At 37.1% G+C, this 21650-nt stretch carries 20 protein-coding genes; 7 read left to right on the top strand and 13 right to left on the bottom strand.

Annotated features, from left to right (window positions below):
- Positions 1 to 214: 214 nt before the first annotated feature.
- Both IPJ83_05990 and IPJ83_05985 read right to left on the bottom strand, forming a co-directional pair.
- Entirely contained in the window at positions 215 to 469 is a 255-nt protein-coding gene (locus IPJ83_05990; GenBank protein MBK7880095.1) for a hypothetical protein, read from the bottom strand.
- A gap of 19 nt (positions 470 to 488) precedes the next feature.
- On the bottom strand, positions 489 to 1958 hold the full coding sequence (locus IPJ83_05985; GenBank protein ID MBK7880094.1) for a proline--tRNA ligase: 1470 nt from the start codon (positions 1956 to 1958) through the stop codon (positions 489 to 491).
- Positions 1959 to 2153: 195 nt separating this feature from the next.
- Between IPJ83_05985 and IPJ83_05980 the strand changes: the two genes are divergently transcribed.
- Together IPJ83_05980 and IPJ83_05975 are read left to right on the top strand one after the other, a co-directional pair.
- Positions 2154 to 3437, top strand: coding sequence for a hypothetical protein (locus IPJ83_05980; GenBank protein MBK7880093.1), 1284 nt, complete (start codon positions 2154 to 2156; stop codon positions 3435 to 3437).
- 108 nt (positions 3438 to 3545) lie between these two features.
- Complete coding sequence (locus IPJ83_05975) at positions 3546 to 5108, top strand: hypothetical protein (GenBank protein MBK7880092.1); 1563 nt, start codon at positions 3546 to 3548, stop codon at positions 5106 to 5108.
- 27 nt (positions 5109 to 5135) lie between these two features.
- Here the strand turns inward: IPJ83_05975 and IPJ83_05970 are convergent, their stop codons facing one another.
- The 10 genes from IPJ83_05970 to IPJ83_05925 all read right to left on the bottom strand — a co-directional run bounded on the left by IPJ83_05970 (position 5136) and on the right by IPJ83_05925 (position 15172).
- Entirely contained in the window at positions 5136 to 5900 is a 765-nt protein-coding gene (locus IPJ83_05970) for a hypothetical protein (protein MBK7880091.1), read from the bottom strand.
- Between the two features lie 92 nt (positions 5901 to 5992).
- Positions 5993 to 6865, bottom strand: a complete 873-nt coding sequence (gene gldN, locus IPJ83_05965; GenBank protein MBK7880090.1) for a gliding motility protein GldN — start codon at positions 6863 to 6865, stop codon at positions 5993 to 5995.
- 14 nt (positions 6866 to 6879) lie between these two features.
- Positions 6880 to 8451, bottom strand: a complete 1572-nt coding sequence (locus tag IPJ83_05960; GenBank protein ID MBK7880089.1) for a hypothetical protein — start codon at positions 8449 to 8451, stop codon at positions 6880 to 6882.
- Positions 8452 to 8498: 47 nt separating this feature from the next.
- Positions 8499 to 9089 carry a gliding motility protein GldL gene (locus IPJ83_05955; GenBank protein ID MBK7880088.1) on the bottom strand — a complete coding sequence of 197 codons (591 nt, stop codon included), beginning with the start codon at positions 9087 to 9089 and terminating at the stop codon, positions 8499 to 8501.
- A gap of 63 nt (positions 9090 to 9152) precedes the next feature.
- Positions 9153 to 10391, bottom strand: coding sequence for an SUMF1/EgtB/PvdO family nonheme iron enzyme (locus IPJ83_05950; GenBank protein ID MBK7880087.1), 1239 nt, complete (start codon positions 10389 to 10391; stop codon positions 9153 to 9155).
- A gap of 229 nt (positions 10392 to 10620) precedes the next feature.
- On the bottom strand, positions 10621 to 11574 hold the full coding sequence (locus tag IPJ83_05945) for a type IX secretion system membrane protein PorP/SprF (protein ID MBK7880086.1): 954 nt from the start codon (positions 11572 to 11574) through the stop codon (positions 10621 to 10623).
- Positions 11574 to 13565 (bottom strand): thioredoxin domain-containing protein, encoded by a 1992-nt coding sequence (locus IPJ83_05940; GenBank protein MBK7880085.1) that lies wholly within the window; start codon positions 13563 to 13565, stop codon positions 11574 to 11576. The genes IPJ83_05945 and IPJ83_05940 overlap by 1 nt, the downstream gene beginning before the upstream one ends.
- Entirely contained in the window at positions 13562 to 14329 is a 768-nt protein-coding gene (locus tag IPJ83_05935; GenBank protein MBK7880084.1) for an MBL fold metallo-hydrolase, read from the bottom strand. Before IPJ83_05935 ends, IPJ83_05940 begins: the two co-directional genes overlap by 4 nt.
- Before the next feature lie 15 nt (positions 14330 to 14344).
- Entirely contained in the window at positions 14345 to 14620 is a 276-nt protein-coding gene (locus IPJ83_05930; GenBank protein MBK7880083.1) for a hypothetical protein, read from the bottom strand.
- A 306-nt stretch (positions 14621 to 14926) separates the two neighbouring features.
- The gene (locus IPJ83_05925) at positions 14927 to 15172 is read right to left on the bottom strand and encodes a hypothetical protein (protein MBK7880082.1); all 246 of its coding nucleotides are present in this window, start codon (positions 15170 to 15172) and stop codon (positions 14927 to 14929) included.
- A gap of 152 nt (positions 15173 to 15324) precedes the next feature.
- On the opposite strand from IPJ83_05925, the gene IPJ83_05920 reads away from it, so the two are divergent.
- The 3 genes from IPJ83_05920 (at position 15325) to IPJ83_05910 (ending at position 17857) form a co-directional block, all read left to right on the top strand.
- Positions 15325 to 15942 carry a PorT family protein gene (locus IPJ83_05920; GenBank protein ID MBK7880081.1) on the top strand — a complete coding sequence of 206 codons (618 nt, stop codon included), beginning with the start codon at positions 15325 to 15327 and terminating at the stop codon, positions 15940 to 15942.
- A 4-nt stretch (positions 15943 to 15946) separates the two neighbouring features.
- On the top strand, positions 15947 to 16447 hold the full coding sequence (locus IPJ83_05915) for a hypothetical protein (GenBank protein ID MBK7880080.1): 501 nt from the start codon (positions 15947 to 15949) through the stop codon (positions 16445 to 16447).
- Positions 16448 to 16588: 141 nt separating this feature from the next.
- Positions 16589 to 17857: a metal ABC transporter permease gene (locus tag IPJ83_05910; GenBank protein MBK7880079.1), complete on the top strand. Its 1269-nt coding sequence runs from the start codon at positions 16589 to 16591 to the stop codon at positions 17855 to 17857.
- Between the two features lie 77 nt (positions 17858 to 17934).
- On the opposite strand, the gene rffA is transcribed toward IPJ83_05910, so the two are convergent.
- Positions 17935 to 19080, bottom strand: a complete 1146-nt coding sequence (gene rffA / locus IPJ83_05905) for a dTDP-4-amino-4,6-dideoxygalactose transaminase (protein MBK7880078.1) — start codon at positions 19078 to 19080, stop codon at positions 17935 to 17937.
- A 77-nt stretch (positions 19081 to 19157) separates the two neighbouring features.
- Here rffA and IPJ83_05900 point away from each other — a divergent pair, with 77 nt between their 5' ends.
- Entirely contained in the window at positions 19158 to 20651 is a 1494-nt protein-coding gene (locus IPJ83_05900; protein ID MBK7880077.1) for a polysaccharide biosynthesis C-terminal domain-containing protein, read from the top strand.
- Positions 20652 to 20774: 123 nt separating this feature from the next.
- Positions 20775 to 21437: a hypothetical protein gene (locus tag IPJ83_05895; GenBank protein MBK7880076.1), complete on the top strand. Its 663-nt coding sequence runs from the start codon at positions 20775 to 20777 to the stop codon at positions 21435 to 21437.
- Positions 21438 to 21650 lie beyond the last annotated feature (213 nt).

The raw sequence follows: 21650 nt of genomic DNA, 5'->3' as shown, positions 1-21650 counted from the left end.
TTTCAATTTGAATTGCCCAAAGAAAACCAAGATTAACAATTGTCAGGATTTCACTTAGGAGTGAAAAAGTTCCTACTACAATTCAACCATGCAATACTGAGTGGAGGCAAATTCCTCACATTGGATAATGAACTCATCTAATTTTATAAACTTAGAATTAGAATTTCTTATTCGGTTCTTTTATAAAATTGATGAATCAAGTCCTGTTCTTTGATTATTTCGGATTGGACAAAGTATCATTTACAAATGCAGGATTTTGTTCGTAATCCATTCCACATACAGGGCAAACGCCAGGTTTGTCTGAACCACTTCCTTTACAATTCATTGGACAAATATAGGCTGATGTAAACTCTGGCCCACTTTGGTCTACCTTTTGAATAACCGGAGATGAATTCTCTTCCTTTTTAACTTCTTTACAGGAAGAAAAAATAACTAATGTGCATGAAATTAAAAAAAAGTATGGTTTCATCAGGATAGTAATTTTTAGTTTAATAAGCTTTTGCGAATAGAACTCTACATTTTGAAGGCTTTCCGGTTAGGATGCATTTTCCAGCCTCCTCAACAACATCCATTGGTATGCATCGGATTGTTGCCTTGGTTTTCTCTTTTATCAATTCTTCAGTTTCAGAAGTTCCATCCCAATGTGCAAAAATAAATCCACCCTTCTCTTCTAGAATTTTTTGGAATTCATCCCAGGTATCTGCATAATGTGTATTTGAAGCCCTGAATGATTTTGCACGTTCAAATAAATTTTGTTGAATGTTGTCCAACAAATCACAAACGTATTGGACAACTTGATCCACAGCCACCAACTCCTTTTCTTTGGTGTCTCTCCTGGCAATTTCTACAACGCCCTTTTCCAAATCTCTTGCGCCAATACCAATCCTAATCGGCACACCTTTTAATTCATATTCGGCAAATTTAAATCCGGGTCTGTTGCGCTCGTCTCTGTCGTATTGAACACGAATATTTTTATTTTTTAACTCCTTCATGATCCGATCACCTACCTGATCAATTTCATCAGTTGGTTTTGGAATTGGAACAAGAATCACTTGAATGGGCGCCAATTTCGGTGGCAAAATTAAACCATCATCATCGGAATGACACATGACTAACGCACCAATCAATCTGGTAGATACGCCCCAGGAAGTAGCATAAACATATTCTTCTTTATTCTGAGGATTCAGAAACTTTACTTCAAACGCCTTGGCAAAATTTTGGCCCAGGTAATGCGAAGTACCCGCTTGCAAGGCTTTTCCATCTTGCATCATTGCTTCAATGGTATAAGTTTCTTCCGCCCCGGCAAATCGTTCATTCGCAGTTTTTGCCCCTTTAATTACGGGCATTGCCATATAATCCTCTGCAAAGCGCGTATAAACTTCATGCATTTTAAGCGCCTCTTCTACCGCATCCTCAGCGGTTGCATGTGCGGTATGACCTTCCTGCCACAAAAACTCAGCAGTACGTAAAAATGGCCTTGTCCGCATTTCCCATCGGACGACATTTGCCCATTGATTAATCAATAAAGGCAGATCTCTATAGGAATGAATCCAGTCTCTATAAGTATTCCATATGATGGCCTCACTGGTTGGTCTGATAATGAGCTCTTCCTCCAATTTTGCCTCAGGGTCCACTATTAACTTAGCCTTATTATTAGGGTCTGTCTTGAGTCTGTAATGGGTGACTACGGCACACTCTTTAGCAAATCCTTCAGCATTCTTCTCTTCTGCTTCAAATAAACTCTTAGGAACAAACAATGGGAAATAAGCATTAACGTGTCCTGTATCTTTAAACATTTTGTCTAAAACATCCCGCATATTTTCCCATAAAGCATAACCATGTGGTTTAATCACCATACAACCTCTTACAGCAGAGGTATCTGCTAATCCTGCTTTATAAACCAGATCATTATACCATTGAGAATAGTCTTCTTCCCTGCTTGTAATTGCCTTAGCCATTCTTAAATTTTAATTAACTAAATTACTTTTAAACTAAATCAAATGGAATGTATCTTACTAATGTAGGACTCAAGTTAATAAACTTTAACATTGAATGGTGTGTAATTTAATAAGATTTTAACCACTAACACTTTGCAAAAGTAATAAATTGCGGTCTATATGGATTTCTGTCTGACAATAAATAAAATAATCCTCATGAAAACAAGATTAATTTTAAGCTCGTCTATTTTTACTTTTTTGATGTTTTCAACTATGGTCAATGGTCAGTACGACGATGTGTACTATGATCCAGCCAAGGAAAAAACCTCCACTGGTTATTCTGATAAAACAGAACAAGAAAGATACAACAGTGAGGTATATGAGAAAAGTCAGCTCAATCAAAACGAGTATGATGATGAATTCATCGAAGAAGAAGATTATGATTATTACTACAGCTCAAGAATCAGAAGATTTCACAGAAATTATATTGTTACTGATTTTTATGATCCATACTATGTGAATTTGGGCTTTTATGATCCTTATTTGAATGATCCCTTCCTTTGGGGTAACAGCATCGTTTTTACTTATGGCGGATATTATGACCCCTTCAGATATAGAAGATGGAACCGGTATAATAGATTTAACCCATTTTGGAACAGTTGGGACTGGTGCAACGGATATGCCCCCTACAATCCTGCCTTCCGCTATAATTATGGGTTCTACGATCCATGGTGTTGGAATGGAGCCTGGGGTGGCGGGTATAATAATTGGGGCTGGGGAGGTTACCCATACTATGGATGGGACAATGGTGGATGGTACTCAGGTCATGGCAACAACAACAACAATGGTGGCTGGGTAAATAATCCAAAAAATCCAAAGGGAACGGTTTTTGGTAGCCGTCGGTCTGGATTTACAACCACCTCCAGAAATGGCCCGGTAAGACTTGGTGGTTCTCCGAGTGTAGATAAAACAAAACTGGAAAGATCAGAAAGATTAAACAACAACAATCGTTCAGAAGCTCCGAACGAAAGAGCCACCAAAAGATATTACAAGGTCGATGATGGAAGTTCAACAACCATTAAGCCTTCTCCTTCAGAAAAACAAAATGAAGAAAGAAAATCCAGAAGGGATAAATTCTCACCTCCTACTCCACAGGATAAACCAGATAAATCTCCATCTCCTGAGATGGACAAGGAAAGGAAACAACCAAGAAAATTCAATTGGGACGATAAACCTACTGATGTAAAACCTCGTGAAACGGCACCAAAACCAAACCGGGAGGTAAAACCTGAAAGGCAAGATCGTAAAATGGACCAATCCTCTGGATCTAATTGGAAGCCAGCAGAAAGTGAGGGCAGGTCATCAAGGAGCATGGAGAATTCAAGACCGAGTCGGAGTTTTGAAAACAGTCCTAGACCTTCAGAACGTTCCTCAAGTGGTCCGAATTCAAATTATCAAAATTCAGGTAATTCAACCGGTGGCCGTAAATCACCACGATAGTTGGATGATTAAGTACAACATGAAATGAAGGTAATCAAGATGGATTGGTTACAATCCTACATTTGACTATTGAATAGAATTTTAGCCTACTCATTAATACTGAAGCCAATGAAAAAGTTTCTCAATTACAAGCTGACAATTAGTTTATTTGTTATAGTTTGCTCGATATGTAATCCACTTTTTGCTCAATTAACCTCTGATGCGTTGCGATACTCGACCACAAGGCCACTCTCCACTGGAAGGGCTGCCGGCCTAAATGGTTCCGTAGGTGGAATTGGCGCAGATTTCAATGCCATTGGTTTAAATCCGGCTGGACTCGGGCTCTTTAGAAAATCAGACTTTACCGTCACTGGATTCTACCAGGTTTCAAAAGTAAATTCAATTTTAACAGGTGACCCTGGTAACATTTCGAGTGAACGAATTTCTGATCAATTCAGTTTAGGTGGTATTGGATTAGTGATAACAAGTAAACCTAAATTTTCAAAATGGACCAATGTAAATTTTTCTATGGGATTGCATCAAACAGCTTCGTTTGATCAGAAGTTTTTCTTTGAAGGGAAAAGTCAGGGCTCTATATTGAATAGGTATTTAGAATTAGCAAGAGATAATAATTACGATGACGGAAGAGGAATTCATAAGGATGATCTGGATGGATTTGAGGCCGGGCTGGCTTATGAAGTTGGAGCGATCTATGATATTGATCCAGACCCAAATAAATTCGTTTACAGCACTGATCTTGCAGGGTATAAATCCTATGCTTTGCCCAAAAGTGAATTTATAAGAGAAACCGGTAAGGCTCAGGATTTTTCCTTGTCACTTGCCGGAAATTATTCAGAATTTGTTTCTTTTGGATTGTCTCTTGCCATGCCTTTTGGTGAATATAATTTACAAAGAGTTTACAAAGAAAAAGAGGGTCGAACTGACGAAGTACTGCCTTTTAAATCCTTAGAATTTAATGAAAACGTCAGCAGTAGTTACAATGGTATTCAGGGTCGATTTGGAATAATCATAAAGCCGGTGAATTCTTTCAGGATAGGACTTGCTTGGCACACGCCCACTTATCATTGGTTTTCTGACCAGTTTTATACTTCCATGGCTTATGCCTTTAAAGACAACAAAGGCGAAGAACTCTATGAAAGTTTTTCCCCGGATGGATATTTTACCTATAGGTTAACAACCCCTATGAAGTGGATCGGAAGTTTGGCATTTGTTGGTAAAAATGGTTTTATAAATTTGGATGTAGACTATTTTAATCCATCAGAAGCAAAATTTAATCTTACAGCGGATACTGACAATAACGCAGAACTGGTTTATCAAAACCAACTGAATCAAGACATTAAAAAACAATACAAATCTGTCCTTCAGTTTCGTTTGGGTGGTGAAATCGCTTTGGACAAGCTAAGGCTTCGTGCTGGATACGGATTACTCAGCAGTCCCTATGCTAATGTGGATGAATTCTCACATAGCTTAAGCGCAGGAATTGGATTGAGATTTAAACGATTTTTTATGGATTTGGGATATCAATTGCTTAGAAAAGAAGTGGGCCATATCCCTTTCAGTACTGGGAATTCTGATTTCAATGGAGATGGGAAGCCTGATGCTGTCACATCACTTGTAACCAACAATGTCAGCCAAAATATGCTGTTGGCTACCATAGGTTTTAAGTTTTGAACCATGAGCCATAAAAATGGTAGCTGCTTAATTGGCCTTACAGAGTCCATTATTGAGTGAGACTCCTGTATCAACCATTTGACTATTGGCAGAGATTACTGCCAGATTCCATTCTTGCAAAATATTTATCATCCTCGTCATTTGATAAATAACCTGATTATTCATCATTGCATCTTCAATCAAAATTAATCGGTTAAATATTCTTTGAAAATATTCAATGTGTGGGCTTATCTTTTCTTTACCGGCCAAAAGATACTTGTTTTTTAGTGCAGCTGCTTCATTGAGCTTCTTCGCTGAAGCCTTAATTTCATCACAACCATAATCCAATTCACTCAAAGCCATAAAATCCGGATTCACATCTCGAACCTTGGATATGTATGGTTTCCACAATTCTAATGTGGAATCTGCCAGTTTTTCCAATTTCATCAAATAATCCTTTGATTCCGGGGAGTTGTCCGGACTATAAGTAAGTGAAAAACTATTATCCTGAGCCTTCCTTTCCAATTTGGCTAAATAATCCCCAACCTGCTGGTCAAAATTTTTCAACTCGGAATTCATATCCCAACTTACCACTCTCTTAAATTCTTTCCCATCTTCAAGCATTTCTACTTGATATTCCAATTTTGAAGTGGTAAACGCAGCCCCTATAGTCTGAGGAATCAAAGGTGCTTTCTGAAAAAGAGAATTCAAATTTTGTTGGGCACTTAGATTATAAGAAAACAAAACGAAATTGACCATCCAAAAGAAATTCAACCTTGGATGCGCAGTAAATTGGAAATACTTTCTCTTCACAAACGCTAATTTACAAAAGTCAGGCTTAATTGGATTACAATAAAAAAGCCGGTAGAAAATTCTACCGGCTCCAAATTAATTTAAGTATTATTTTAATAGACCCAAAGATCATGCTCAAAATTGAGCAATTCATTTTTGATCCTGTCAGACTCTAAAAGAAGTTTTACCCCATCATTTTCCCCGGCAAAAATATCTTTCAATCGAAGTTCCTCTACGTTAGATTCTTTAAAAATATAACTGGAGAAAAATCTTCCATCAAAAACATCTGCCCAAGTACCTGGAGAAATATCGTTCTTTTCATTGAAAACTCGCTCTTTGGAGAGCAATTTCCTAGCCTCTGGATAATAAATCCAAAACATCGGACCTTCATACTTGATCACACCAGAAGACTCATCGACCTCTTGTTTGATCGGAGCAATCCCCAGAATTCTACAATTCAGTCTGGACGATTCCTTGTCGAAGTACCACATTTCTTTAATCCTGAATGTTTTGATGTCATTAAAGTCTATATCGTTTACAACGATTTTCAATTCTTCCACATAAGTGTCAGGATTCCAAACAGGAACAGTATCCACTGAGTGGAGCATTTTCTGCAAGGCATCACCAACCAAAGGTTTCTTAAAATCATCCTCTCCAAATATCTTCACATCACCATTCTCCGCAGCATCGATAAGGATTTTGAAAAATGGTCTGGAAGGATACATAAAAGTCTGATTCATTTTCTCTCTGACATCCAGTACTCTCCAAATACGCTTTTGCCAAACGATATCCGCTTCGCGAATCGGCTCATAGGCCAACATCCTTTGCTCAATAACATTCTTACGCTCAATGATGTCATCAAGATATCCTGAAGTATCTTCAAGAATGGATGATTCAGTAACTTCTTCTTCATCAATCTGAGCCTTAAGGTTGTTAAAACCAAGACCAAGGATGAGGAGGAGTAAAGAAACTTTTAACTTATTCATGGAATTCATAATTTTTACTTAACTAGAAAAGACATCTCGTTCAAAATCCTTGCGGCTTGATCTCCAGGACATCTTGCTTTAATCTCTTCAAAAATATAGCGGTCGCCCGGTTTTGCCTTTGCGATTAATCCCGCAACCTCACCAACGAATCTTCCACCTTGATTTAATTTAATCTCAGGATCCTGACGAGGAGCGACCCTTACTAAACGGAATTCAGTGATCTGACATTTTGCATCAAAATCAAATCCTTCCAAAGCAGGTATAATTCCTTGCTGGGCTTTAAATGTTCCGTTAGGCATTTGACCACCTTTCTTATCAGAAAGCATCGGCGTTGGTGTAGGGATTTTTTTAGCTCTAAACTTGAAAGCAGTTGCTTGAAGACCACCACCACTTAAAGTTATGGTACACTCACCTTGCTGCGAAACAGTAGCTGTATATTTTCCACCACCAAGTTTATTCAGGCTGATGCCGGCACCAGCTGCGTCCACTTTTAATTGAGCTGAAGGAACTCCGGCAGCAGAGATAGCTACTGGATTATCCACTCCAATATAGAATACGTTCATTTTTTCAGCAGAGACGTTACATGATCTCTCACCTACTTCAAATTCAAATTCTTTTTTGAAGCTTTGAACTTCCCCGGTTACTGGATTTTTCATGGAAACTGTGGCAGAATATTTTTTCATTCCTACCTCACCTGCTGTTGTAGTCCATTTGGCCACACCATCCGCATTTACCGGAAGGTTTGCACCATTTACGGAGATGTTAATTCCCGTATTGGAAGCTGCAGAAGCAGAGGCAGACATAAATACATCTGTTTCAAATTTCTCTCCCTTTATTACATAAGATTTGATTGGAGCAGACACCACTGTAAACTTATCCAATACGACAGTTTTATCCGTTCCTACTTTAGAAAGCAAATAGTTTAACACTGCATTCTCAGTACTTTTTGCATCATTGATGAATTTAGTGAATATCGGCTGACAAGCGCCCAATGGCATTTGCTTGAAAGTAAATTCCTCCCAACTTTTTTTAGTAGAATGTTTCCAAGATTCATCATCAATGTTCAAAGTAATCTCATTGGCAAAACTTGCTTTATCGGCATCATCTATGAAGGTAAGAAACTTATTTCTAGCCTCCATAATTTTGTTTTTCAACTCGAGTCCTTTTCCACCTTTAATCAATATTCTGGTAGTTACATCCTTATCTTTTTTGCCCTTCAATTCCTTTTTGGTTCCTTTAATCAGGTAATCACCATCATCTACAGAACCATTTTTATTTCCAGACTTATCGATTAGGTCGTTTACCATAGCCTCTACATAAGTTGTAAACTCTTTTGAAACTACTGAAGGCTCTTTGGCAATTGCTCCATATTTTTCATATTCCTTTTTCTTCTTGGAACCATCTATAATTTGCTGTGGAATATCCTGATTGGATTTGTCCAAAGCATGATTTGATTCCTCCAGCCCATGGTTAACCATTTTAAAGGCATTGAATATCTCCGCTGAAACGTTTAGCGCCAGAAGAGCCGTGAGCACCAGGTACATGATATTGATCATCAACTGGCGCGGCTGCTTAGGTATTGACATTTTTTTCTATTTATGGTTATATAATTTGTGAATAAATAGATTTCGGATTATTGGTTTCCACCCATGGTTTTATAAGCACCAAGAATATTACCGTACACAGAATTAAGACTTGTAAGGTTCTTGTTCAATGCTGCAACCTGATCTTTATATTTTTTTGTATCGTCTAAGGAAGCTCCTAATTCAGACATGGCTTCATTCATTTTTGAATAAAAGTTACCCATGCTTTTAATTTGATCGCCGGTTTTGCTGAAATCAACTTCCTGAAGTGCTTTCAGTGAACCAAGACTTTTAGACATGCTTTGTAACTCACCAAGCATTCCACCCAATTGGTTTTCTACTGCTTCCCCATTCAAAGGTCTTACACCACCTTTGGTTGGTCCATCAGTTAAAGGATTGATTCTAGAAGCATAATCATCCAATCCTGGATATAATTTTTCCCAGTAATAATCTTTTTCCGGAGGAAGTATACCTAGCATTAAGAACAAAATAGCTTCTGTAACCAGACCTACGGTGATCATAATATCAGCACCTTCCAAGGAAAGGATTTTGAAAAGCGCACCGATCATAACAACGGACGCTCCCACGCCGATTAAGAAATTCTTCGCGTATTTGAAAGTGTTTGATTTAATGAAGGACATTGTTTGAAGTTTTACGATTAAGTGAAAGAATATTGTTTGTTAAATGTGAAAATCAAAATTATACTAGAAATCATTAACTGATCTACCAAGGAAAGTCAATACTGTACGGAAACCTACATAAGATTTAGAAGTATCCTGGAATTCCCAATTTCTGGTTCCATTCTGCAGGTAATATCCAATATCTTTCCATGAACCTCCTCTGACCACTTTTCTCTTATAAGCCTCAGGATCTTCTGGTTTAGCATCATATTTAATATCCGGATTCATATCATGGACAAAATTATAGGCATTGTCATAATACGCACTTTCTGTCCATTCCGCTACGTTTCCAGACATATTGTAAAGCCCGTACTCATTTGGAAAATAGGCATCTGCTTTAACAGTATATTGTCCTCCATCTTCAGGATAGTTACCTCTTCCTGGTTTAAAGTTAGCAAGTAGACAACCTTTAGCATTTCTCAGGTAATAAGATCCCCATGGGAACATAGCAATTTCCTTTCCTCCTCTTGCAGCCCACTCCCACTCAGACTCAGTTGGCAACCTAAATTCTTCTGAATTTGGTTGATCTTCACCCTTATAGGTATTCCATAACATGGTCCGCCAATAGCAAAATGCTCTTGCTTGCTTCCAGTTGATACCAACAACCGGATAGTCATCAAAAGCAGGGTGAGAAAAGTAATTTCTTGTAAAAGGTTCGTTATAAGAATAGGTATAATCTCTAATCCAGCATAAAGTATCTGGATAAATGTTTGTTTTTTCCTTGTGAATGATGCTGCTTCTCTTCAGGTCTTTTCCATGTGCAGCCAATTGCCAGTCTTTCCATTCCCACTCGTAAACAAATTTACGAGTATCCAGCTCCACAATGCCTTTGAAAGCGTCAGCACCCTGAAAGTTCATGTCCTTTAGAGTTTCATCCTCCCAATCAATCTCCTGTTCCCAGTCAATTAATTCACCTGTGCCATCTTCACTTTCCTGAAAATGCCCTAACGCTGTATGGGCCAAGGAATCCCTCACCCAATACACAAACTGACGAAATTCATTGTTGGTGATTTCGGTATCGTCCATGTAAAACCCCGAAATAGAAATGGTTTTGGCCTTTTGGATGTTGGTGTTGAAAAAATCCTGATCATTCTGACCAATGGTCAATGTTCCTGAAGGAACATACACCATACCGAAGGGGTTAATCCCACCCCATTTTGGTCTTTCTAATACACCAGTTAATTGTCCGTCTTGCTGTTTTTTTCCGCACGATGCTGCAAAAAGAGCTAACAAAACTAAAAGAGAGAGATTCAAATTCCTCATTTGGTTCAGATTTACCTACTATGTCTTTAAAAAAAGTGCGTAAATATAAAGTTGTTATAGTTACTGCACAAATTTAATTTCGAAATTTTATTCAACCTTGATTTTTAAGTCAAGAGTTAAACTGGAAAACGAGTTCAAAATTAAGCTTATTATATAAAACTCAAAAATTATTTTATTTATTTATCTAGTACAAAATTATATGTATAAATAATTGTTCATTAATATCTTATCACCACCTTGGGTTGTAAATGACCGGTTTACGTTTATCCCGGTATCCTGAATTCCACTCATATTTCAATCCAAACTCCTGGTTTAAACCGGAAATTTGATCTTTTAACTCGTTTAATGGCAATTCGATACCATAATTGAGCCAAATTTTTTGGTTTAGCTTAAACCCAAAAAATAATCCAATTCCATCAAAAGCACTCGAATTATACCCACGTAAGTTTATGCCTCCAAAAACATTGCCATTAATAATAACACGTGACATAATTTCAGTTTGAAACTGCACAAAATCAGAAATAAAAAAGAAATGACTATAAAAACTAAAATTCTTAACATTAAATTCTTTGATTAACACACTTCTCAGTGAATAATTTTTTTTATAAAAATTTAGTACCGGCTGATTGAATTGTAACAAAGGAAGGTTTAAGTCTATGCCCCATTCAATCCAATTAGACTGGAGGTAAATTGAAGGCTGAAAGGAAACCGTGTTGGAATTCAACGACCCGATAATTAAATTTGGATCCTTATGATCAAATCCTCCCGAATCATAAACCCCATCAGGCGTTCTGATATCCCTTCCACCCCATTTCCCATACTCATAGCCTAATCCTCCGCCAACGCTTAATAATAAAAAGTCCATTGGAAAGACTTGACTATAGGAGAACATCATACTTGTGGCCTGATGCAAACCTAGCTGCTCGTGGGTGATAAAACAACCTGCAGCACCTTGAAATTGCTTTACCGGACCACTCAAACTAAACATGGTAGTAACTGGCCGCCCCTCAATACCAGTCCATTGATCCCTGTAACTTAGGCATGCCTGATATTTACTTTGAAGACCACAATTGGCCAAGTTCATCCTGTATGGATCTAAATAATTAGCCAATGATGGTGCCTGTTGTTGAGCATTCAGGAGACCAACAAAGAGAATTAATCCTATGTGAATGATGAACCTCATTATCTATTGTCAGCTTTTAATTGACCCAAAGCTTCTTTGATTTCATTTTGACCTTTCACTTTTGCAAAACACATCTGGTTGGTACAAAACTGTAACTCCTCTTCATCCATAGATTGATCTTCACAAACTATGAAACCGTCGTTTACATGACCATTTAGGTAAAGATACACAGAATCTACATTCCTGCATTTCACAATGAGTTGGTTTCCATAAATCTGTTGGGAAAGTTCAATCCAATTCATGGTCGAAAAATGAGATCCTTTTATCCGAACCAAAGCTTTTTTTAACATAGACTCCGCACGAAGACGATATTCATGTTGCTCTGTGATCTGGTACATAGCCCATGATACTGCTGCCACTACAGCATTTGGATTTGGAGTGGAATGATCATAAAGATCAACCCCTTGACTTAAACTGTCCACATGATTTTCTGAATGAAGATTGTAAAATCCTGATTCGTCCCTAAATTCTTGATCAAGTAGAATAAATATTTTTTCAATTCTTGAAAGATAGACCACATTAAAACTAATTTGATGAGCGCATAACAAAGCATCCATCAAATAAGCCAGATCCTCTAAAAAAGCAAGCCCCACCCCGATCTCACCAGATTTATAACGGTAAAACTTATTTTCCTCTCCACCAATTCTAAAATTTTCCCACAAACGTTCCACTAAATCAATGGACTTTAATCTGTAATTATTATTCTGCGAGCTAATGTATATTTTACCATAAGTCTTTGCAATTAAAGAATTCCATCCAAGAATTAATTTTGTATCCAAAGAAGGCTTGGTGCGGAGACTTCTCCAAGATTTCATCCGGGAAAAGGCAGCATCCAAATCCCTTAGTGTTTCCTCAGAAATCTTTCCTTCCTTGGTTAATTTTTCTTCCTTCAGTAGCAGTACACTTTCTTCCCCATGAGGCATGGGTTCCAGTTCGAGGTATGGCCGAACATTTTTATACTTATCCCCAAGACAACGCTCAATTTCTGAATCAGTCCAAACATAGTACTTGCCTTCTTGTCCCTCGCTGTCTGCATCCATAGCTGCATAAAAAAGACCAGAAGACGATTGCATTTCCTGTTCCCAAAAATGAAGGCTTTTATGGATAAAATAGGAATACCCGTATTCCTTGTAATCTTGGTTTACTTTTGCCAACAATTGTAAAATCAGAGCATGGTCATAAGCCATCTTTTCAAAATGAGGGACCTTCCATGCTCTATCTGTCGTATATCGGCAAAATCCACCGGCAAGATGGTCAAACATGCCTCCTAAACACATTTTCCTCAAGGATAAATGAACATGATTAATTGCTGTATGACCATCATACAAATTACGATTCCTTAAAAGAAATTCAAGAGCAAAAGTGTTGGGAAATTTTTGACCGAAACCAAACCCTCCAAATTCACCATCCATAATTGCTACAAGTCCATTTGCAGCATCAATGAGTAAATTTTTAAAATGAATAGATTCTAAAACTTCTGTTTTGTTCTCATTTGATTTGGGGGCAAGTGATTCAACTAGTTTTTGCCCTTGCAGTTCTAGTTCCTTTGGTCGTTGAATGAATGCTTTATGTATGGCTATAAGGAGTTCTGGCCAGGAAATTCTTCCATATTTTCTAACGGGGGGAAAATAAGTCCCGCCATAAAAGGGTTTTAAATCCGGCGTTAAAAATACATTCAAAGGCCAGCCACCGGAAACGCCGAGTAATTGGACGGCATTCATCATGTATTGGTCAATATCGGGTCTTTCTTCTCTATCTACTTTGATGCAGATAAAAAATTCATTCATGATCGCTGCAATATCTATATCTTCAAAAGACTCATGGGCCATCACATGACACCAATGGCATGTCGAGTATCCAACGCTAACCAGAATTGGTTTATTAAGTACTTTTGCTAATCTTAAAGTTTCCGCTGTCCACAATTTCCACTGCACAGGATTATCCTTGTGTTGCAATAAATAGGGGGAATGGGATTGGCTTAATTCATTCATAAGACATCTATACTTAATCCATCATAAGCCAAAAACACCTGGTCAGGCAAAGTAGACTCAATTTCTGAGTGAAGTCCCATTTGATGCGATAAATGGATGATGTAGGTAACTTTCGGATTGATTAGTTTAATATTTTGTAGACACTCCTCCATATTCAAATGGGAGTGATGTTCTTTGTATCTAAGTGCATTAATCACCAGGCAATCCGCCCCATAAAGCTGCTGAATAACTTCCTGATCAATTTTTTTAGCATCGGTAATGTAGGCCAAAGAGCCTATTTTAAAAGCAACTATTGGCAGCTGACCATGCCAAATTCTTAAAGGTAAAATTTTGGTGTTGCCAATACCAAACTCTTTACCTGCATAAATTTCATGAAGTCCAACTTCGGGTATTCCAGGATAATCATTTTCTCCAAAAATATATCCAAATCTAACTCTAAGGTCATCAAGAACCATTTTTTCTGCATAAAAAGGAATTTCTGCTCTTTGATTAAAGTATATTGGTCTGATGTCATCAATTCCTGCAGTGTGATCTGCATGTTGGTGAGTAAGTAACACGGCATCCACTTTTTGAAACCCATTTGTAAGCATTTGTTGCCTAAAATCCGGACCTATATCAATGAGGAAGCTTTGTTCCTCTTTTTGAATGTATATGGAAGTCCGCAGTCTTTGATCCTTGGGATTTTTTGAATGGCAAACTTTACAATCACAACAAATGATTGGGATTCCCTGAGAGGTGCCTGTGCCGAGAAAAGTAATTTTCAATTAAAATGAGCAGGATTATAATGGTTCTGCGGCTCTAAGATCGATAATGTTGCGGTAATTTTTCATGGAATCTTCACTAAGGGTGCTGCTGTCCATTGGCAGCTCGGGAATTAGATCATACAGACAATTCATTCTGCCTTCAACATCAAAAAACTTATTGATCACCAGCACTTTTTGTGACTCCACTCTGCAGTAACCGGACTGAAAATAGCCCTGTTCATATCTTACCTTATACCCCAGATCATGACAAAGGTTCTCGAGTTTCTTAAGATTGGTTTTGGTATACTTCATCGCTTGGTTGACAAAAATTACAACTGCAAATTAAAGGGAATAATTCATGATAAAAAAATAAATATGTTAAATATTCTTTGAGTGTACCTAATGTATTACAAAAACTCCTTGAGTTTCTGAATGTTAGACATTTCCATTTTTTCAAAGGGGCTTTTATAACTAACCAAAGGACAAAATAATTTGAATTATCTCAAAAATGTTGATATGCGCATCTTTTCATTTTCTTTATTTGGTTAGAAATTACATGAGATGCTTCAAAAGGTATAGTTAATAGCACATGGCTCTCATTTATAGAAAACTTCATTGTCAAACGAACAAAATAAGTCCTGTAGCAATTAAACCTATAATCCCTACAATGACTCCCATAAATCGATATTCTTGCTGATCTGAAGGAGCCAATTGCAGATATTCTCTTCGCAAGGTGTAAAAGTAGATTCCCGTGCAGGTTAATGCCAGTGGATAAAAAATAATCCCAGACACATGCTCTCTGAAATGGATAATGATTACGAGGACTACGAAACTTAGGGTTCGATAAACATTGTTTGGGGTCATCTTTTAGGTTTTAAAATAAAATCTTTCCAAAATTAGTGTTTTCAATGCAGATTAGCACAACTTCCTCTTCAAATTATTTGGAAACTTAAATTCATCTAAAAGACGCATATTTGGGTCTGATTCGTTCAGCAATATACTTTAAATGACATTCTATGATTAGCAGGTTTGGTTGGTTTTTGTTTGCTTTACTTCTATTTTTTGGACATTCGCAAGATGGTATTGCCCAAAAGGAAAAGAGATTTTATGGAGGGCTTAAACTCGGCATGAATCTGAGCCAGATAGATGGTGACAGTGTTCTGGGATTCGACAAATTGGCTTATACCGGTGGTTTTTTTACCGGTTTTCACCTTGGCAAAACAAGTGAGATTCAGCTAGAGTTCCTGTACAGTCTGAGGGGATCAAAATATACGAAGAGGGATCTTAGGCCCATTAAGTACAATCTTGAGTACATAGAAGTTCCCTTGATTTTTGGTTTTAAGGACTGGCTGATTGAAGATGATCAATATCGGTATTACAGGATTCATTTTCAGGGAGGTCTTTCGTTTGGGAGATTGTTCCGGTCCTCCAGTTATAATAAATGGGATGAACAATTCGAAAAAAATGACCTTAGTTGGTTGTTAGGGTTTAATTATTATTTCAATTACAATTTGGCCTTAAATTGCCGATATACTTCGTCCTTTACCCCTCTTTACCGATATACAATTAATGATCAGGAAATCAAAATGATCAGTTATTTTATATCTTTGGGTCTGAATTATAGATTTAATTAATCCGATGAAAAATTTACTTATTCTGGCCGGGCTATTGTTGTTCATCAGCTCTTGTAAGACTGATTCAAATTCTAAATCAGCGTCTAACAAACCAGGCAATAACCGCGCTGCCGAATTCCAACCCATTTCCCCGGCAGTGTTGACAGAGCTCAATAAAAGTTGCACAAGCATTGACATTATCTCTCTCAAGAAGGAAGTTAACGCAAGCATGAGCTTCAGCAATCCAAGTGCCATCCAATATGTGGTTTCCTTCATCGGTGACGACAAGGGTATTCTAACTGCTTGTAATCCAGATGGTCACCTGATGTTTCAAAAAAATGGAGAAATTACACATGAAGCAGATATTTACTTTAATGGAGGCTGCAATGCAGTTGTTTGGACAAAAGGCGGTAAAATTGAATTTGTCAACAATATCAGTCCAGAGGGAGTTGAGTTTTTTAAGAATTTCCTAAAACCCAGAGCAGAACCCCTCAGCGACAGTTTAGTGAAAGCCAATATTAAATAGAGCAAGAGTCCCATTTATTGTTTTTGATTTTATCGCATTACTCAAGCAATTGGGCAGGCTTGTGTATTTTATTTAAATTTCTTGATGATAATTTAGATTAATCTAAATTATATTTTAGATTTGCATAACAATTATCTTGATATGCAATCTATCTTAGATCCTATACAGCAGTTTTTTTTACTTGAATCAGGTGTCAGGGCATTAGTTGCTTCGGTTCTGGTGGGAGGTTTATGTGGATTGCTGGGTAGCTTTATTGTTTTAAGAAACATGTCATTAATTGGCGATGCTCTGTCACATGCCATTCTTCCGGGGATAGTTGTGGCTTTTGTGTTTTTCGGATATTCTACTTCCGCTTTTTTTGGAGGCTCCGTTCTTGCAGGAATAATTGCCGCATTATTAATTACATGGTTACAAAGGTCCATAAGGATCAAAAATGATGCAGCCATCGGGATTATTTTCACCTTTATGTTTTCCATTGGCGTCATTGGCATAAGTTGGCTCAGTCATCATGATGGAGTGCATCTCGATCTTAAGGATTTTTTATTTGGAAATATACTTGCAGTTCAAAATGAAGATGTCTGGATGACTCTGGGAATGTGTGTAATCGTCTGTGGTGCGATCCTTATCTTTTACAGGGCCATGTTTACGACTACATTTCAAGCTGATCTGGCATCTACCTTAGGTTATCACCAAGACATGATTCATTATTTGATTATGCTATTGTTATCGTTATCGGTTGTTGCTTCTCTTAGAAGCGTGGGTGTAATATTGGTGGTCGCGATGCTGATTACACCTGCTTCAGCTGCCTTGTTGATTTCCGATCGCCTCCCCAGAGTATTGGCAACTTCCTCCATCCTTGGCATGATTGCAGCATTAACCGGTTTGCTGTTGAGCATTTCATTAGATACACCACCAGGTCCGTCAATGGCCGTAGTAACCACACTAATATACCTGCTTGTCATGTTGTTTGCTCCACAGAGAGGTTTGATCATCAGATGGCGTGTTCGCAAACAACAGCAAATGAGAGTTGTAGTAGAAGACATTCTCAAACAATTGTACAGAATAGAAAACAACCAACCCATACCCTACCAAAAATTGGAAGATACCATGGTTCATGATCGTAAACTTCTGACCAAATGGATTAGAAAAATGGCTCAACTAAAATTGATCAAGTTTGAATCCGGGGAAATACAACTCACTGAGAGTGGAAAGCAAAAGGCTAACCACTTAGTGCGGGCACACAGACTTTGGGAAACTTTTCTTGTGGAAGAATTAGGTTTAAAACCAGATCAAATTCATGAGGAAGCAGAAAGATTTGAACACCATCTTTCAGAAGAAGAAATAAATGAAGTGGATCGAAATCTTGGATATCCAAAAACCGATCCACATGGATCTCCTATTCCAAGGTGATGGTTGCATAAAAACAACTCCCGTTGATAAACGAGTGGAAATCGCAATAGCAAAAGAGCGAATGCACAAATTAGTCTTTATTCAAAAGCCGTTAGAAATTCTTCCAAAAGACTGGCAATCTTTTTTACATCTCCACCTGTTAGAAACGGATGTAATGGAAGTCTGAGAATATTTTCTTCCCAATATTTAGCATTTGGCAAATCCCCTTCTTTCCATTGTTTTCCAAAAGGACTTAAATGAAGACATTTGTAGTGAAAGGACACTTGAATGCCTTTTGCTTCAAACTTATGAATTAAATAATTCCGAAAACCGGGTCGCAATACTTCTAGATAAAAAATTGAAGTATTGTATTCTGAATAGTTAAATAAGTATGGGAATCTTATACTTGAATTTCCAAAATTCAATTCATCAGAATAAATCTGCCATATCTTTTTACGGCTTTCAAATATTAAATCTATTTCTTCCAACTGTGCAAAAAGCACAGCGGCTTGAAGTTGTGAAGCACCATAAGAAGATCCTAAACATTGCCAATCGTACGATCGAATTCCTCCCTTTTTGAATTCAATTCTATTGGTACCTTTTTCCAGTATCTGTTCAGCCAGAGAAATATATTCTGATCTATTAATGACCAACATCCCTCCTTCTCCGCAGGAAACAGGTTTGGTATCATGAAATGAAAATGTCGCAAAATCGCCAATTGTTCCAACAGGTTTATTCTTATAAGTGGATTGCATTCCTTGTGCAGCATCTTCTATAAGGAAAATATTCCTTTCTTTGCAAACTTCCAGTAATGGATCCATATCAACTGCCATTCCTGCGTAATGAACGACTACAATTGCTTTAGTCCTGGATGAAATCAAGGAGAGGATAGACTCAGGATGTACATTGGGGTGATGTGGCAGACTGTCTGCGAATCTAATCCGGGCTCCCCTTAAAGCAAAGGCATTTGCAGTAGAAACAAATGTAAAAGAAGGTAGAATGACTTCATCTCCGGGTTTTATCTCAATCATCAATGCAATGACTTCCAATGCTGCGGTGCAGGAATGCGTCATTAATGCTTTTTTACATTTCAAATGAAGCTCAAACCAAGATTCACATTGATGAGAAAACTCACCTAAGGAGGCTACTTGCCCCGAGTCCAATACTTTTTTTAAATACTCAAGTTCATTGGTTGCACGATATGGTTTACTCAATGTTATATTAATTAAATCATTAGAAAACATGAGTTTGTTTTTTGCAAAGTAACTGATTTTGATTGGGAGTCTCCTTTAAATAGGGAATTATTTCTTTCTTTGTCCCCATGAGCCAAACCATCATCCGTAAGCAAGGCTTTTTTTTTGCACTCATAAGTTATATTGGAGTGGCTATAGGGATTTTTAGCACTCTTTTTATTTATCCCAGGAATCTTGAACTATATGGACTGTATGGTTTTCTAACCAATACAGCTTCTCTTTTTACGCCATTTATTACTTTAGGATTCGGGACTGTATTAATCCGATATTCTCCATTTTTTAAGGATAAACAAAACCAAAAATCCGGCTTTTTTTATTTTATTCTGGCAGGATATGGGATTGGAATGATCTTCTTTACTTTACTATTTCTAAGTATCAAACCCTGGTACATTCGACAAATTGAAGCACATTCAGATACGATTGCAAACTATTCTTTTTTCCTATTGCCCCTTACACTGCTTTATGTTTTGTTTGATCTTATGGGAATTTGTTCTGTAAATAAAAAACAAATCGCCTTACCAGCTTTACTTCAGAATCTGATGAAAATAATTTTACCTTTTATTTTCATATTGTCTCTGAAAGATTATTTAAATGTATCCCAATTCATTTTTTGTATCCTTAGCTACTATTTAGGCATCACGATTTTCCTTTTTTTAAAATTGAAAAGTGAAAACCCTTCGTTTTTTTCTTTTAATTCAGAAATTTTCAAAACGCCTCTAAAGCGTTCAATGATCACATTTGCATTGTTCAACATTATAGGAGGTGTAAGTGCAGTATTGGCTTTAAGAATAGACACCCTGATGATTTCAAGTTTGTTGAATGCAGAAGAAACTGGAAAATTTGTACTGGCCTCATTTATTTGTAATGCTGCATACATACCCGCACTTTCACTGACTGAAATTTTAAATCCTTTTGTTTCGGAAGCATCCAAAGCAGAAGATTTTTCCCTATTAAATCAATATTATAAAAAGTCAGTAATTAATATGCTGATCCCAACCCTTTGGCTTGGGTTGTGCTTATGGGCCTGCATGGATGACCTAACCGGCATCATGCCAAATTCTCATAAAATGCAAGGAATTAAATACTGTCTCGGCATATTACTTTTAGCCAGAGTGGTGGATGCTTCTACCGGTATTAACCATCATATTTTTAACTATTCCAAACATTATCGTTTAGAAACTATTCTATTGCTATGTCTTGCAGTTATAAATATTAGTCTTAATTTTTTCTTCATCCCCAAATTTGGAATTCTGGGTGCTGCTCTAGGTACATTGATCTCAGTATGCATCTATAATATTTCAAAATCCATTCTAATTATTCATTTTCTTAAGTTAAATCCTTTTGATAGCCAATGGTTGAAAATCATCGCACTTGGGCTGATCCTATGTATACTTGTCTCAAATATTGACTGGAATTTGCCGGCTTATGTTTCTATACCAGTTAAAGGATCCTTAATCAGCCTGGTATTTATTTGGTCTATATGGCATTTCAATCTGTCCATGGAACTAAAAAATTTGGCACACCAGAAAATAGTTAAACTTCTTACAAAGAAGAGCAACTAATAATCTTCCAGTAAAATTTTATTTAAATTGAAGGAAAATTAAATTTTTATACTATTTTTGATTTAGGATCTTATATAGATTCGACACTATATAAATTTTTTTTAACTAAAAGACACCACTATTATGCAAGCTTTGTATGATTTAAGTATTTCATTCATTTTTTCTGCAAGCAGAAAATTAATCACTTTAGCATTTTGTCTAAGCTTAAGTTCACTCCTGCTACAAGCACAGGAAACACCCCCCCCATTGCTATTGGAGTGTGTATTTAAGGACTCCAGTGTTCAAAGGTTTTACAAGAATGATCCGGTATGGATAAAGTTTCTGGACGGTCGAAAAAGCCCAATCCATAAGGCTCAAATGCAAAAGCCATTTAAGTTGAATGCCATAGACACCAATCAAATATCTCTAACCTCCGAAGAAGGTTACCAGTATACTCTTCCTCTTAAAGAATTTAAAGGAATTGGAAAAATCGATCCCATTCAACTTGCGAATCCTAAAAAAAATAAATTGAGTGGCTTAGGGATTGCAGGAATTATATTATCTATTTTGGGGGGAATAGTTTTACTTGGGGCCTCTGCAGAAAATGGAAACAACAATGGCAGTGTATCAGATTCAATTAGTGCAGGCTGTTTTACAATTATGGCCATTCCTATATTTATCGTTGGGTTAGTTCTTTTAGTTGTTGGCTTGAAAAACAAGCCCACGGTTCAATACAATCATACAGAAAGTAAAATGATTCTCTTTAAGCATCCCGATTGTAATTGTAAAACGTTTTCACAACCATAAATGGAACCCAATTGATACATTAGAATTCTATTCCAAGCCAAAATATTTATAAATATCAAATTTTTCGCTCTCGGGGCTGCCTGCAAGACAAATCATTTGATCAACTTTTGTTCATTGATACTTTATTGATCAAGGATGGTTCAATCATAGGAACACTAGTCAACAATGCGCTCTTGCCTTTCACTACGAAATCTAAATGTATACAATGGACTA

The organism is Candidatus Vicinibacter proximus (genome assembly GCA_016713905.1).
GTDB classification, from domain to species: Bacteria; Bacteroidota; Bacteroidia; order Chitinophagales; family Saprospiraceae; genus Vicinibacter; species Vicinibacter proximus.
Note: the sequence above shows the minus strand (reverse complement) of the source record. Positions and strands in the feature narration are given on the sequence as shown.